The 13,830-nt window shown below is 68.6% G+C and carries 13 protein-coding genes and 2 pseudogenes; 11 read left to right on the forward strand and 4 right to left on the reverse strand.

Annotated elements, in window-relative coordinates; all coding sequences use genetic code 11:
* Positions 1 to 184, forward strand: a pseudogene (locus tag EFK10_RS47090) (hypothetical protein); the annotation flags it as partial.
* A 284-nt stretch (positions 185 to 468) separates the two neighbouring features.
* Here the strand turns inward: EFK10_RS47090 and EFK10_RS06860 are convergent.
* Entirely contained in the window at positions 469 to 1,083 is a 615-nt protein-coding gene (locus tag EFK10_RS06860) for a LuxR C-terminal-related transcriptional regulator (protein ID WP_164835863.1), read from the reverse strand.
* 655 nt (positions 1,084 to 1,738) lie between these two features.
* Positions 1,739 to 1,966 (reverse strand): annotated as a pseudogene (locus EFK10_RS06865) (hypothetical protein); the annotation flags it as partial.
* A gap of 162 nt (positions 1,967 to 2,128) precedes the next feature.
* Here EFK10_RS06865 and EFK10_RS06870 point away from each other — a divergent pair.
* From EFK10_RS06870 to EFK10_RS06895, 6 genes are all read left to right on the forward strand, one after another.
* Positions 2,129 to 3,301 (forward strand): tyrosine-type recombinase/integrase, encoded by a 1,173-nt coding sequence (locus EFK10_RS06870; protein WP_164835864.1) that lies wholly within the window; start codon positions 2,129 to 2,131, stop codon positions 3,299 to 3,301.
* The gene (locus tag EFK10_RS06875; RefSeq protein WP_127354857.1) at positions 3,298 to 5,469 is read left to right on the forward strand and encodes a tyrosine-type recombinase/integrase; all 2,172 of its coding nucleotides are present in this window, start codon (positions 3,298 to 3,300) and stop codon (positions 5,467 to 5,469) included. Before EFK10_RS06870 ends, EFK10_RS06875 begins: the two co-directional genes overlap by 4 nt.
* Positions 5,466 to 5,879 carry a DUF6262 family protein gene (locus EFK10_RS06880; protein ID WP_127354858.1) on the forward strand — a complete coding sequence of 138 codons (414 nt, stop codon included), beginning with the start codon at positions 5,466 to 5,468 and terminating at the stop codon, positions 5,877 to 5,879. The genes EFK10_RS06875 and EFK10_RS06880 overlap by 4 nt, the downstream gene beginning before the upstream one ends.
* 135 nt (positions 5,880 to 6,014) lie before the next feature.
* A complete protein-coding gene (locus EFK10_RS06885; RefSeq protein WP_127354859.1) occupies positions 6,015 to 6,371 on the forward strand; it encodes a PadR family transcriptional regulator in 357 nt (118 codons plus the stop codon).
* A complete protein-coding gene (locus EFK10_RS06890) occupies positions 6,368 to 7,303 on the forward strand; it encodes a hypothetical protein (RefSeq protein WP_127354860.1) in 936 nt (311 codons plus the stop codon). The genes EFK10_RS06885 and EFK10_RS06890 overlap by 4 nt, the downstream gene beginning before the upstream one ends.
* Before the next feature lie 502 nt (positions 7,304 to 7,805).
* Complete coding sequence (locus EFK10_RS06895; protein WP_240677043.1) at positions 7,806 to 8,960, forward strand: alpha/beta hydrolase family protein; 1,155 nt, start codon at positions 7,806 to 7,808, stop codon at positions 8,958 to 8,960.
* Positions 8,961 to 9,062: 102 nt separating this feature from the next.
* Here EFK10_RS06895 and EFK10_RS47095 read toward each other — a convergent pair whose 3' ends face one another.
* Entirely contained in the window at positions 9,063 to 9,578 is a 516-nt protein-coding gene (locus EFK10_RS47095; protein ID WP_322973288.1) for a hypothetical protein, read from the reverse strand.
* Positions 9,579 to 9,974: 396 nt separating this feature from the next.
* Between EFK10_RS47095 and EFK10_RS06905 the strand changes: the two genes are divergently transcribed.
* The 4 genes from EFK10_RS06905 (at position 9,975) to EFK10_RS06920 (ending at position 12,773) form a co-directional block, all read left to right on the forward strand.
* Positions 9,975 to 10,625, forward strand: a complete 651-nt coding sequence (locus EFK10_RS06905; protein WP_127354862.1) for a hypothetical protein — start codon at positions 9,975 to 9,977, stop codon at positions 10,623 to 10,625.
* Positions 10,626 to 10,834: 209 nt separating this feature from the next.
* Positions 10,835 to 11,053 carry an LPXTG cell wall anchor domain-containing protein gene (locus EFK10_RS06910; protein WP_127354863.1) on the forward strand — a complete coding sequence of 73 codons (219 nt, stop codon included), beginning with the start codon at positions 10,835 to 10,837 and terminating at the stop codon, positions 11,051 to 11,053.
* A gap of 311 nt (positions 11,054 to 11,364) precedes the next feature.
* A complete protein-coding gene (locus EFK10_RS06915; protein ID WP_127354864.1) occupies positions 11,365 to 12,186 on the forward strand; it encodes a protein kinase domain-containing protein in 822 nt (273 codons plus the stop codon).
* A gap of 32 nt (positions 12,187 to 12,218) precedes the next feature.
* Positions 12,219 to 12,773 (forward strand): FIMAH domain-containing protein, encoded by a 555-nt coding sequence (locus EFK10_RS06920; protein ID WP_127354865.1) that lies wholly within the window; start codon positions 12,219 to 12,221, stop codon positions 12,771 to 12,773.
* 449 nt (positions 12,774 to 13,222) lie between these two features.
* Here EFK10_RS06920 and EFK10_RS47100 read toward each other — a convergent pair.
* Positions 13,223 to 13,830 (reverse strand): hypothetical protein (locus tag EFK10_RS47100; protein ID WP_164835866.1); only part of this gene is annotated, 608 nt, incomplete at its 5' end.

Consider the following 13,830-nt stretch of genomic DNA (forward strand, 5'->3'; position numbering starts at 1 on the left):
GAACACCCCGTCGCAGACCGGCGGCGGCGACACCCAGAACACCCCGTCGCAGACCGGCGGCGGCGACACCCAGAACACCCCGTCGCAGACCGGCGGCGACACCCAGAACCCGTCGCAGACCGGCGGCGACACCCAGAACCCGTCGCAGACCGGCGGCGACACCCAGAACCCGTCGCAGGGTTGATCGTTGACTGTGCGGAGCCCCCGGCCTTCCGGAGTCGATCAGTCTCGTCGGTTAAACGGAGGGCGATCAGACGAGTTCAGCACCTCGCGGAGGGAAACCTCTGCGAGGTGCGCCGGCTCTAGCTGCTGAATGTGGTACACCGAGAATTGATCTTGGCCGTTGGCGTATGGGGCGCACCAGCGAGTGAGGCAAGTGTCCCACCGCGTAAATCGCAGGCCGCACTTGCGAAGTCGGTGCTTCAGTGCACCTGGACGCGGTGCCCGCGAAGATCAGCTCCTAATTGATTACTCTGTGGAGTGGTTCTCCCATACACCATATTTTAGGGCCAAGCGGGTGAGGTCGGCCCTGCGGCGAGAGCCACTCTTTCTACGTAGTCGCTCCAGGTGTGTATGAACGGTGTTTTCAGTGATGTTCAACTTGGAAGCAATCTCGCGGTCTGTCGCGCCGTTAGCGACAAGCTGCAAGATCTGCTTCTCGCGGCTACTAATATGGGGAGGGGGCGCAGGTAGACTCTGACCAGCGAGACTGGCGCCCAAGTAACTTCTTCCTGAGGCGACAGCGCGGATGGCCGTCACCAACTCCGAATCGTCGGTTTGCCGACTCAGATACCCACGAGCACCGGCCTTAATGCACAGGACGGCGTCGGACTGCGCCTCCGAAGTCGATAGCGCAATGACCGCGTGCCCTTGCCGGTGCAACTGAGCGACCTGGTCGGACGCCACCTGATCAGACATCTGCAAGTTGATTAGCACAATGATTTCTACGTCATTCGCCTCGCAGAACAAGTCATCGACGCTTTTAGCGAAGGCCGTAATTTGCAAGTCCGGTTGAGTATTGATTGCCTGCGCGAGACCGAGTTGAAGCAACGGCCAGTCGCAAATAACGACCAGAGACGTCACAGACGGGCTCATTAGAAGCTCCAGCGTAGGCGGGGCCACCGGCCAAATTACGCAGCGGGGTAGACAGTCGGCGGCTCCCGCCGTCTGATCCCAGACTCAGCCCTTCCGCAAGAAGTAGCACCCCCGGATGACCCATATGGGGAAGGTGAGACGAGAGGGGACCGTGATGGTCAGACGATCGCGAGGTGGGTCACCGTTGATCCGCCGTTCAGCGGTCAGTTTTCAGGTTCTGGCACACTTTCCGTGCCAGGGCACAGAGCGTCACGGGCTCCATGATCATCAGCGGGCATCATACGCACAGAACCTCGCATTCCCGCCGTGTGACATCTGCTCCAGATGGCGGGTGGTAACGCTCCGTTGCGCCAGCACGGAAAGTGTGCCAGAACCAGTTTTCACCCGACGCCGATACCGCACCGTGCCCAGCGACGGAACGAGCTCGACCGCCAGAGAGGACCGTAGATTTGAAGTGAGGCGTCGCTCTTTGGGGTGATTCTTCCGGTTTCTTCGGGCTGGGCGTCACCGGTTGTTCCACGCTCGCACTGCTGGGGCGAAGAGATCGGGGGGTGCGCGTTGGGCGAGCCTGCGGCGTCTCCGCCGAGTTCGCCGATGGCTGCCGGAGCGCGGGGATTTGCGGCATGGGTGAGCCGGCTCACGATCAACCGATACCGAGAGTCTTCAAGGCGGTGGGCCAGTCGGTGGCGATGGCCTGCTGGGCTTGCGAGAGGGTGGTGGTACCGGCGCAGACCGCGGTGTGGAGTTTGGTCTCCACGGCGTCCTTGGGGTTGTTGGGGCCGGCACCTGCCTTATGGCCGGGCGAGGGCGGCTCCACCCACAGGTTGCGCGGGTCGTTGGGGTCGCCGCCGAGCTGCAACGAGATCAGGTGACATCAGGGGTTGCGATTGGGTGCCGCTGACGTCGCTGGCGGGAGGCAAGATACTGGGTCTGTGCCGGTCGCAACGGCACTATCTGGTGTTGTTCGCTCGCGACGGTGACGCCGATGACGATCGATGCGCGGCGGACGTTCCGGGTGCCTACGGTCGCGGGCATGGCAGTCAGGCAGCGCGTCACGTGTGGTGACGAGGTCACGTACGTTGTCCTTGATCGGCAGTGGCGTGTCGTGGAAGCGGCCGAGGAGTATCTGGAGCGTTTGCGGCAGGAGCCGTACTCGCCGCATACCGTCCGTAGCTACGCGCACGGCCTCGCGTTGTGGTGGTCGCTGCTCGAAGAGCGCGATCAGGACTGGCGGAAGGTCGGTGTCCAGGACCTGGCTCGCTTCAGGCAGCGGCTTCGCAACAGCGGCAGCGACCCCTCCGTGCTCAGGCTACGCCCGGACAAGCCCGTGCCGGACAGCACCGTCGACGCAGCCCTGACCGCGGTGATGAGCTTCTACCGCTACCAGGCGATCGTCGCGGACGTGCCCGCTGCCCGGCAGTTCTACGTCCACGTCAAGGGCGGCACGATGGAATCACGCGGCCGGTACGCCTCGTTCCTCGGGCACCTCGGCGGAGGCCAGAGCCGTCGGGTCATCGGCCGACGCCGCGACCCGAAGTCGCCGCCACCATTCCTGACGCCCCTGCAGATCACAGTGATCAAGCAGGACGCTGCTGCTTTCCAGACCGAGGCCCAACGCTGGGTCGGGGACCTGCGCATGCGGTTGCTGTGGATGCTGCTGGAGGAGACCGGACTCCGCCTGGCCGATGCACTGCTGATGCAGCACGGTGACTGGCATCCGGGCACGGGCACCACCGCGTGGGTGGAGGTGCAGCCGCGCGAGGACCAGCGGCGACGGCTGCGGGTGAAGAACCAGCAGTACCGGCGCGTCTACATCAGCGATGACCTCGACGAACTCTACGGGGAGTACCTGTTCTGGCTGGTCGACCTGGGCCAGGAACTGCGCGATGAGGATCCGGTGTTCGTCAATGTCTTCCGGGGAGAGTTCGGGCGGCCGCTGCGGCCGGAGACGATCTACGACTGGATCAACGGCTTCAAGCGCAGGCACCCGCTGCTGCCAGCAGGATGGACCCCGCACTGGTTCCGGCACACCCACGCCACGGCGCTGCTCATGGCCGGCGTTCCCGAGCACGTCGTGCAGCGCCGCCTCGGACACGCCGACATCCAAACGCTGATGACGACCTACGCTCACGTCACGGAGGACGCCGCAATGCGGGCTGCCGCGGACTGGAAGGTGCTGGCGGCACGCTGGGGTGCGGTCACATGAACCAGGCCCTGCTCTATCGGCCGCGGCGCACGGCCCAGTCCGACCCGCGGTTGGGCCACACCGGGATGTTCGACGCGGAGATCAATGCACGTCTGGCGGAAGAACTGCCGGCAGCTGCACTGGAGTCGTACTTCAACCGGGCGACGATGCCCCGGCACTGGCTGGACGCGATCTTGGAGAACCAGCCGTCCTACCGCGCCCGTGAAAAGGGTGTCGCACTGGATCTGCGGGGCCTGCCGGCCAGCATGGTCACCGAGTTCGCCTGGTCGATCGAGCGGCAGGTGCAACTCGGCATGCGCATCCAAGCGCAGTACACGACGAAGCTCACCCGCCAGGTCGCCCTGGTCCTGGCCGACACCCGCTCGTCGGGTTTGGTCAGCTTGACCGATCTGTCCCGGGAGGAGTGGGCCCGCCGGATCCGCAAGGCCCGCACGCGCATGGGCGAGCCGATCGCGGCCAATCAGATGACGGCCATGGGCCGCGTCCTGGGCCGCACACTGGACCTGCTCGTTCACGTTTACCACCAGGGTCCGTGGTGGGAGCTGAATGTATGGAACCCGCAGTTGGACACGCGCATCCCGCTGCGCGAGCACGAGCCCAAGCGCCGTAACCTGATCTACTTCAGCCACCTCACCACGCCGTGGCTGCGCGAGGCCGCCAAGTGGTGGCTGTCGCGCCAGTTGGAGCGCGGCGTCTACACCTGGAGCACCGCTTTCACCCGCCAGGTGAACCTCTCGTGGTTCCAGCGCTACCTCGACGCCGTCGGCTGCGACGGCCCGCACCTCGTCGACGACCAGCGCCAGCTCGGGCGGTGGGTCCAGGGGTTCCGCCAGTGGCTGAACCAGCAGCGCTGCACGGGCGGAGCGAACAAAGGGGCGCTGCTCGGTCAGATCCAGCGCCGCGCGGCGATGACGGGGCTGGAGCAGCTCTACCGCTTCCTGTTCGAAGAACGCCAGGAAGCCGCCGAGGCCCTGAGCGAACCACGCTGGCAGCGCCTGGGCCCGCAGCGCACCGTGCTGTTCCGCTACGGCGACAAGCCCACCGGCCCCAAGGCTCCGCCGCCCGATGCCGTCCTGAGCGACTCCGTGATCAGCCGGATCGCCGCGCACGGCGGCCTGCTCGCTCAGCCCAAGGACGAGGGTGGGTTCGACGACGAACAGCTGGTCCGCATCGTCGGTCTGCTGATCAAGACCGGCAGGAGGATCAGCGAGATCACCCTGCTCGACTTCGACCCGATCGTCGCCATCGCCTTCCCCGACCCGGACGGCCACGTCGCACGACTCCGCTACCAGCAGACGAAGATCATCACGGATGAGAACACCATCCTGATCGACCAGGAAACCCTCGATCTGATTCGTGAGCAGCAGAAGTACGCCCGCGCCTTCATGGTCGACCAGAACCGAGCCGGCATCGCCCCGAAGTACCTATTCCTGGGCGAGCGGAACAACCGCATCGGCGACCACTCCTACCCCGCGACCACAGCCCGCCCGCGCCTGACGGCGTTCGCCGCGGCCATCGACCTGCGCGACGACCAGGGCCACCTGATCAAGATCTCCAAGACCCATACCTTCCGGCACACCAAGGCCACCAGCCTCCTCAACGCCGGCGTCCCCCTGCACGTGGCCATGCGCTACATGGGCCACAGAACCCCCGCGATGTTCATGCACTACGCCCGGACCCTGTCCGCAACGGCCGAGCGGGAATTCCTGCGCTACCAGAAAGTCACCGCCGACGGCCGTCCCTACGACGGCGACCCGCGAGAGATGTTCGAAGCCCTCGCCCTGGACCAGCGCACTGACCGGATCCTTCCCAATGGCTACTGCACCCTGCCGCCCCGCCAGTCCTGCGACAAGGGAAACGCCTGCCTGTCCTGCACGAAGTTCGTCACCGACGCCACCTTCGCCGACGTACTCCACCAGCAGCGCAAGCAGACCGTCGCGCTCGTCCACCAGCGTCAGCAGGCCCACACCCAGCGCTTCGGCCAGCCAATGACCGACGACAACATCTGGCTCCGCGGACGCGGCGAAGAGATCGCCGCCCTCGACGGAGTCCTGCTGGCGATCGAGCGCATCCGCCACAGCGACGGCACCACCACGGCCGTCCGTGGCGCCGGCGCCCCGCAGGCACGGCTCCACCACGCCTCGTCCCACCATCAGGGAGCATCGTGAGCCGCAGCATCGAAGCCCTCACCGAAGCCACGCAGAGGCGCCGGAAACGAGCCGAGAACGCCGTCGAGAAAGCACTCGCACAGGCCCGCTCGACGCACACCCCCGTGAGTGTCGCCTCAATCGCCCGGGCAGCAGGCGTGTCCACCGACTTCATCTACCGGCACCCAGCCCTCCGCCCCCAAGTCGAAGCCCTCCGCCGTTCACGACGTTTAGCCACTCGAGACGAGGCCGTTCACGACCCGGACACCGAAGCCGCTGCCAGCACCCTTATCCGCCGCCTCACCCAACACCTAGCAACAGACCGGAGCAAACACCGCGAAGAGGTCGCTCAGTTACAGGCCGCTCTCGCTGCGGCCAACGGCGAACTGCTCGCCCTGCGACGCAAGTTGGACATGCGACGAGGTGAATGAAAACCGCGACGTAGCAGACACCACTCAATGAGCTTCGGCGACCAAGTACTGCGGGCCAGGTAGCAGACCGGGCTTTCGAGCGACACCGACGCATCACTCGACAACATATGCCGGTCACCTATATATATAGGTGGCATGAGTGACCGACCGCTTCAGGAGCCGACGCTGCTCCTGCTCACCGCCCTGGCCGACGAGCCCAGGCATGGTTACGGACTGATCCAGGAGATCGACGCGATCTCCCAGGGCCGCGTGCGGATGCGCACCGGCACCCTGTACGGCGCGCTGGACCGGCTGCTCCAGCAGGGCCTGATCCGAGTCGAGCGCGAGGAGGTCGTCGACGGCCGGGCCCGCAAGGTCTACGCCCTCGCCGAGGCCGGCCGCTCCACGCTGGCCGCCGAGACGGAGCGGCTGCGCGCCGTCGTCGCCGAAGCGGAGCGCCGGATGGCCGCCCGCCGTGCCCCCGCCGCCCGCCCGAAGGGAGCCCTGGCATGACGGAGCAGCACGCGTCGCGCGCCCTGCGCTGGGCGCTGCGCTTCCACCCGGCCGCCTACCGTGCCGAGCACGGAGCCGAGTTGAGCGCGATCTACGCTGAGGCCACGCAGGACGCCGGCTCGCTCGTTCGGCTGCGTGAGGCGCTCGACGTCGCCGGGCACGGCCTGCGGCAGCGCACCGGCCTGGGCTCCGACCGGGCTGCCGGTCAGGTCCTGGCGCATGCGGCACCGCTGACGGTCGCCGTCGCGACGGGCGGCAGCGTGGCGAACCTGTTGTGGTTCTTCGCCCCCGACGGCATCCGGATCCCGCGCTCGTCCTCACTCCCGGGCGTGCTCTTCCTGGCCAACCAGGGCCTCATGCCGCTGCTCTGGCTGGCGGCACTCGCGGCCGTCTGGACCGGGCGCTGGAGTGCGGCGCGGGCACTGGTCGTGCCGGCGACGGTGCTGCGGCTGGCCGGCCTCCCCCTGCTCCTGCTTTCCCACCTCTTCGCCAGCACCTACGCGGGCGCTGCGCTGAACGTGACCGTGCCGTTGCTCACCGGCGCCGTCGTCCTCGCCGCGCCCAGGGACCTGCTCGGCCCCTCCCAGCCACAGCGCGCCGCGATCGCGGGCACCACCGCGCTGACTGTCGCGCTGTGGGTGGCGCTGCTCGTCGGCGCCTACTACCCCCTGACGGGGGGCCCGCTGATCACCCATACGCTCTGGGCCGGGGCCTTCGCGGTCGCTCTGCTCTTTAGCAGGCGTGACCGGTTGTTTGCCGCGGGTCTGGCGGTGGCCCTGCTTCCCATCGCGCTGCAGATGACGGCGTCGCTGCTCTACCCGCTTTCCCCCGCGGGCGTGGGCGCCCTGCTCGTGGTTTTGCTCAGCAGCGCGGTCTCCCTCCTGCGCGCGCGCCGGCGCCGCGCCCAGGTAACCCCACCGAGCGCGGCATAGCGGGATCCGGGGCCCGGTCGGCGGCCCGGATCGGGCCAGGGCTTCTGTCGGGTCTCCTGGCAGCCGGGTCTTGTGTGAGGTCTTCCAGGTCTTTTCGACGCGGCCCGCGCCGGTGGCGCGCCCTGCGGTCACCCCTGCGACCGCGGGCCACCCCGGCCCTCCCTGCCCAGCCGGACGCCATGCCGGGCCGGCTTTTGGCGGATGGTTCATGTCACCGCCCGCCACCGCGAACGGCCCGGACCGGCAGGGCCCGCCCCGCACTGTGGCCATCGCCGACACGTGACACACACCCGATGCAAGCACACCGACATGCGGTCGCCCGCCGCGCCTGCCGGCCGCCAAACGCAACCAGCCGCACCTGCAGCAGCGCGAGGCCGTGACGATGCCACGCCACACCCAGCGCCACGGGCTGCGAGCCCGGTTCCGTCCAAGAAACCCAGACTCGGGAGGATTCATGACCGTCACGGCGTCCAACAGCCGAAAACCAATGACGCGCCGTCGCATGCTCGGGACAGCGCTGATCGCTGGGCTCGGGACTGCCGTGCCGCTCGGCGTCGCATCCCGCACGTGGGCGGCTCCGACCGCCTCCAGCCCGGTGCAACTCACACTGCCTCCGCCCACCGGACCGCACCCGGTGGGCACGGTGCCGCTCCACCTCGTCGACACCTCACGCCCGGATCCCGTGGCCGGCCCGGGGCATCACCGCGAGTTGATGGCCAGCGTCTGGTACCCCGCCCGCAGGGCGGAGAATCTGCCGCGCGCCCCTTGGATGACCGAGGGCGCGTTGCGGGCGTTCCTAACAGACGTCGGCTTCCCCCTCGACCCCGCCCTCGGCCCGCTCACCGCCGGGCACCTGGGCGCGCCCGTGCACCGTACGGGCCACCGCCTGCCCGTCATCGTGTACTCGCACGGCTCGGGCAGCCACCGCAGCGACCACACCATCATGGTCCAGGAACTCGCCAGCCACGGCTACGCCGTGGTCACCGTCGACCACACCCACGACACGTTCACCGAGTTCCCCGACGGCCGGGTGGTCACCCCGGACGACGTCCCGATGTACCCGAGGGACTTCGCCGCCGACCTCCGGTTCCTGCTCGACTGCGTGGAGGGGCTCGCCGCCGGGCACAACCCCGACATCGACGGCAGGCCACTGCCCCCGGGCCTGCTCGGCGCCCTCGACCCGCGGTGCATCGGCACGTTCGGCTGGTCGAAGGGTGGCACCGCCACTGCGCTCACCATGCTCGCCGACCAGCGCGTTAGGGCCGGGCTCAGCATCGACGGCCCGATGCAGCCGACCATCACCGCCGACCTGGACCGGCCGTTCATGATGATGACCGCCGTGTTCACTCGGGCCGCCATGCCGGACGTCGCCGAGTTCTGGACGCACCTTCGCGGCTGGCGGCTCAACATCCAGGCCGACGGGGCCATCCACAACTCATACGGCGACAACGCGACGCTCATCCCACAGGCAGGCAAGATCCTCGGCATGACCGACCAGCAGATCCAGGACTGGATCGGCACCCTCGACCCGGCCCGGTCGGTACGGATCCAACAGGCCTACCCGCTCGCCTTCTTCGACCTGCACCTGCGGCACCGCCGAGGGCATCTGCTCGACGGCCCGAGCGCGGCCTTCCCAGAGGTGAAGTTCCTTCCATGAAGCCGTGGACCGCGGCGCTCACGTCCCGCGCCGCGTTCCACGCGCCCCACCCGGTGAACGTCGCACCCTTGGAAGCCCGTTGGCGCTGGCCCGCGGCTTCCATCAGGCGATCGACACCGGCATGCCGCGCACCGTGCCACCTGGCCAAACGCATCGAGTTTTCAGGGCGACGCCGGATAACAGATGGTCGTACTCGGCGTCCCGCATGGAGCCGGTGTAGCCGTACGACTTCGCGTTCAGCGCCTTCTCCTTGCCCGTCACGTACGACGACGGGCGGATGCCGGAGGTGTACCCGCCCTTGCGGCAGATCGTCGACGTCAGGTTCGCCTGCGTGACGGCCGGCGATATCGCGCCCGGCGTACACGCCGGGTCCTCCAGCGGCTGACTGTGGTCATAGCGGTAGTGACAGCTGCCCGCAGTCGGCTGCTCCTGCACGGTGTAGTGAGCCTGCGGGCCGGCGCCGACCGCGATCGCCCGGGACGAATTGGCCCCCGCGCCAGTTGGCGCCGCATCCTTCCCGGACGGAGCGTTGGCGCCACTGCCGGCGGTCGGCGTGCACCCTGCCAAGAGAAGCACGGCGAGCAGGGCGGTTGAGGTATGGCGAGCAGCAGCCGGCATGACGTTTCCTCACGGTGTAGGGGCAGGCAGGAACATGCTGCCCCACCACGACCGGAGCCACGCCGCCATCGGCTGGCGACGAGCCGTGAGGGTCGCCGGTACACGGGCCATACTTGGGGTGAGCATCACGGAGACGGACAGGTGCTAACCGCCCCTCGGGCCCGACCACAGACACCCTCCTCCACCTTCACGGTAGACGAGCAGCCCCGCGCACAGCCCCGAACACCGTTCTCCCAGCTCAGCCCTTCCCTCCATCCAGGACTACACCCGAAGAGGAACGTCTCCTCATCCCCGTTGAGGGCCAGGCAGGCGGCTCTGATCGCGTAAGGCGTGATACCGACAATCGTGCAGCGGGGAGCCTCGCCGCGTCGGAATACTGGGCCGGTGAGCGACTCCATGGCTGAGCACGAAGCGAATACTGAGCAGTTGGAGCGAAGGGTCTACCGCGGCCTGCGCGAGGACAACCTTGACCCGCAGCACGTCGTCGCCCTCGCCTGCGAACTGCTCGACTGGTTCCACTGCAGCGACGCCATCCTGGAGGTCGTCGAGCGGAACCCGGCCGAGGTGTCGCCGGCGGAGATGACCGCCCTGGCCTGGCGCGTCCTGGACGACGCCGGCTTCGAACCCGGCTTCGACCTCGCCCCTGAGCGTTTGGTGACGTTGCGCGCCGCGCTGCGGATCATAGCCCGCGACCTGCCCACGCGTGGGATCCAGGGCGAACCGGAGATCGAGGTCCTGGAGGACTGGTTCCCGGTGGGAGCCGGTGTCCGCCTTGCCGACGGCGAACGGCTCAACTGGGGCGGCCACATCCTGCCGAGCATGTGCGACGACCCGACTATGGCACTGACCAGCCTGGCGATCATGATCCAGGAGAGCCTGCTCGAATGGACCTGGCGGGTCTGGCCGGTGTGCCCCCGACACGACCTCGGCGTCCACGGCTCGGAGTGGAACGGCGCGGCCGTGTGGTGGTGCGCGGGTGACGGCGGACACATGCTCGCGCCGGTCGGCGAACTCTCGCGCGCGCTCGGCTTCCGTCGCCGCAAGTAGGGTCGGCGGCGGGCGCGGAATTCCTTTGCAGGGAGCTTCACGATAGATGAGCACGGCGGGGCCGAAACACAGCCACACGAGCACCTTGAGGTACTCCAGGACGAGTTTGGCGATCTCCACGGCCTCCGCCCTTCTTCGATGATGTCAATCCAGCCGTGCCGCACGCGAGTGACTGGCGGGCCGCGTCCGACTCCGAGTCGGATGCGTAGATGCGGTTCGACGTCCAGCCGTTGCACGCATCCTCGAGCACCCCGTCGTCACCGGCGTCCAGCTCGACCCCGGCGTCCAGCGCGACCCCGGCGCCCGGCGGGAGCCTGGCACACACCGGTACCTCCTCCGTGACCTGGCTCGCGATCGGCATCGCACTCCTGCTCGCCGGCGTCGGATCCGTATCGGCGGCCCGACTGGTCCGCAGCCGCCGCCACTGACCCCGGCACCGCGCCGCACAGCGGCCCTGACAGCGGCGATAGGCGCACAGCACGACGTATCCTGGGCGCCGACCGTTCTTTGGCCCCGCGAGACTCCCCCGACTCGCGGGGCCTCCGCTTCTCGCACAACTCGTCCAGGACCCCCGTGAGATCACGCCGATGAGGCTGCGGCGATCGATGAGTTCGCATCGCCGAGGGGAGCGCGCCGTTCTCGTTGCCGCCCTGGACGGCCTCTGCCGCGCCGGGCCGGGGAGGGCCGGGGAGGGCCGGATCACGCGACGGCGTCCACAGGCCCGAGTCCACAAGGAGCGATGCCGGTGAATAATGCCCGGGTGGAGTCACAGGTGATAGCGGAGCGGTACCAACTCGACACCCAGATAGGGCATGGAGGGATGGCCGCCGTCTGGCGGGCGCGGGATCTCCGGCTGGGTCGCTCGGTGGCCGTTAAGATCCTCAGGGGGGAGATGGGATCCGCGCGTGACGAAGTCGAGCGCTTCCGCCGCGAGGCCGCGACGCTGGCCCGACTCGCGCACCCCAATATCGTCACCGCCTTCGACGCGGACACGATGGGCCGGACACCGTTTCTGGTCATGGAACTGGTCGAGGGTCGCAGTCTGCACCAGCTGCTGGAGGCCGGCCCGCTCGCGGTGCCGCACGCGATCAGCATCGCCGACCAGACCGCGCAGGCCCTCGCCGCCGCGCACGACGTCGGGATCATCCACCGCGACATCAAGCCCGCCAACATCATGCTTACCCCGAACCGTACGGTGAAGGTACTGGACTTCGGGATCGCCCGGCTCACCGACAGCCCGCAGGCCGCGCTCACCAGGACCTCTGCGGTGATCGGAACCGCCTCCTACATGGCACCCGAACAGGCTGTCGGCGCCCAAGTGGACACCCGCACCGATCTGTACGCGCTGGGCTGCGTGCTGTACGAGATGCTCACCGGCAACCCGCCGTTCCCCGGGGGCAACGCGTTGAGCATGCTCCACCGGCACCTGAACGAGGCGCCGGTACCGCCCAGCGCCCTGCACAGCGGCATCCCGCCCGCGGTGGAGACCCTGGTCATGGAACTGCTGGCCAAGGACCGGGGCAACGGCCGGCCACCGCCCGGGATGTGCAGCGGCGGCTGAGCGAGTGCGCGAGGGCACCACAGGCCACCGCGGTGCAGCCGACGGTGGGCTCACCAGCCCCGTCGATCCGCTGGGACCGGCGCCGGACCGCGCTGGTCGGTGCCGTCGGCGTGACCACCCTGGCACTGTCCGTCCTCATCGGCGCGGCCCTCGCCAGCCACCCGGGGGCCGCTCACCCGACCACCGCCGAGGTCTCCTCCTCGAATCCCACGCCGGTGACTACCACGCCCCCCACCGCCACGCTGAGGACCGCTCAGCCGTCCCCCGCCAAGCCCACCCCCGCCAAGTCCACCCCTGCCGGACCGGCCAACGCCGTCCAGGCCATCGCGGCGGCGCAGGGACTCGTGTCGCGGCAGGAGGCCGCGAACCAGCTCAGCCCGGACGCCGCCCAACAGCTGCGGAACCACCTCAACGACCTGTCCACCAAGCTCCACAGCAACAACCCCGGCGACGCCACCCACTCCCTTCAGGACCTGCGCCAGCAGCTCAGCGACCTGCGCCAGCACGGCAAGGTCTCCGCAGCGGATGCCGCCCAGCTCACCCGCGCCTTCAACCAGATCGGTCGCTTCCTCCCCGTCGGGAACTGATCGGCCCGGCAAGATCATCCGCGTCGGCGAACCGAAAACTCATGCATGTCGACGGGTTCCGCCACGTCCCCGGGGAGAACGCAACCACGCGGTTGAGTGGGCCTGTAACGCGGCTCGTCACTGTGCGGTCGCCGGTTCTGGAGCGACGCCTGGGGCGAGGCCAGCCGGGCCTTCACCCGTGAGAACGGCGAACGGCTCCACCCGGCCAACGTCACCCGCCGATTCACCGAGCTGTGCGAGGAGATCGGCCTGCTGCCCGTCCGGCTGCATGACCTCCGGCACGGGCGGGCGTTCGGGCCGCGCCCCGACGTCACGCAGCCATGATGAGGGCAAACTCTCTCCGCCGACCTCCCACGCGAGCATGCGCAGACCGGCTGCGGCGTAGCTGGGTTGCGGGGCCGGCCTGACAGAGGTTCGGTCGGACCCTCCGGCGGCTTCGGCGGGATGCGCTAGTCGAGTTCGATGGTGAAGTCCCAGATCACCATGACCTTGCCGTTGTGGCGCCAGGTTACTTGGGCGGCACCCTGGTGGAAGGTGCCGGTGAGGGTGAGGGTGGCTCGGTGCCCGGGGGTCACGGTGACGGCCGGGGCCCCGGTGGGAGCCAGCGAGACGATCTTGCCCTTTTCGTCGCGCGAGGTGAAATCACCGGCCTTGATGGTGAGGGGGGTGGTGGCCTGGCTGACGGCGATGGTGATGGTGCCGGTGACGTGGTCGGGTGGCCTGACGCCGGTGGTGGGCACGTTGTAGAGGGGGCCGGACGCCTGGATCACGGCTCCGGTACCGGGGAGGTTGGCCTGTACCGAGTCGCCGATGGCGACGAGCTGAAAGCGGTGCGCGTCGGCGGTTGGGGTGGCCTGGGCCGTTGGCGGAGAGGGGATGGGAACCGCACCCAGGTTATGGATGGTGCTGGCTGCGTTCCCGGTGCTGTTGGACGATGGCGCTTGGTGGCCGGCGCAACCGGCCAGCGCGGCGAGGACGGCCGCGGCCGGGGCCAGGCGGCGGACGGTGAGGGCGAACCGGCGGAGGCCGGGCTGGCTGCTGCCGGCCCGGCCGGGCG

It is taken from the genome of Streptomyces soli (genome assembly GCF_003999195.1).
In the GTDB taxonomy this organism is placed as follows: Bacteria; Actinomycetota; Actinomycetes; order Streptomycetales; family Streptomycetaceae; genus Actinacidiphila; species Actinacidiphila soli.

Bases quoted from the DNA above. Each gene is read 5' to 3' on its own strand.
- EFK10_RS06870 (WP_164835864.1), top strand. From the start codon at position 2,129: ATGGCAGTCAGGCAGCGCGTCACGTGTGGTGACGAGGTCACGTACGTT.
- EFK10_RS06875 (WP_127354857.1), top strand. From the start codon at position 3,298: ATGAACCAGGCCCTGCTCTATCGGCCGCGGCGCACGGCCCAGTCCGAC.
- EFK10_RS06885 (WP_127354859.1), top strand. From the start codon at position 6,015: ATGAGTGACCGACCGCTTCAGGAGCCGACGCTGCTCCTGCTCACCGCC.
- EFK10_RS06890 (WP_127354860.1), top strand. From the start codon at position 6,368: ATGACGGAGCAGCACGCGTCGCGCGCCCTGCGCTGGGCGCTGCGCTTC.
- EFK10_RS06895 (WP_240677043.1), top strand. From the start codon at position 7,806: ATGCTCGGGACAGCGCTGATCGCTGGGCTCGGGACTGCCGTGCCGCTC.
- EFK10_RS47095 (WP_322973288.1), bottom strand. From the start codon at position 9,578: ATGCCGGCTGCTGCTCGCCATACCTCAACCGCCCTGCTCGCCGTGCTT.
- EFK10_RS06905 (WP_127354862.1), top strand. From the start codon at position 9,975: ATGGCTGAGCACGAAGCGAATACTGAGCAGTTGGAGCGAAGGGTCTAC.
- EFK10_RS06910 (WP_127354863.1), top strand. From the start codon at position 10,835: ATGCGGTTCGACGTCCAGCCGTTGCACGCATCCTCGAGCACCCCGTCG.
- EFK10_RS06915 (WP_127354864.1), top strand. From the start codon at position 11,365: ATGCCGGTGAATAATGCCCGGGTGGAGTCACAGGTGATAGCGGAGCGG.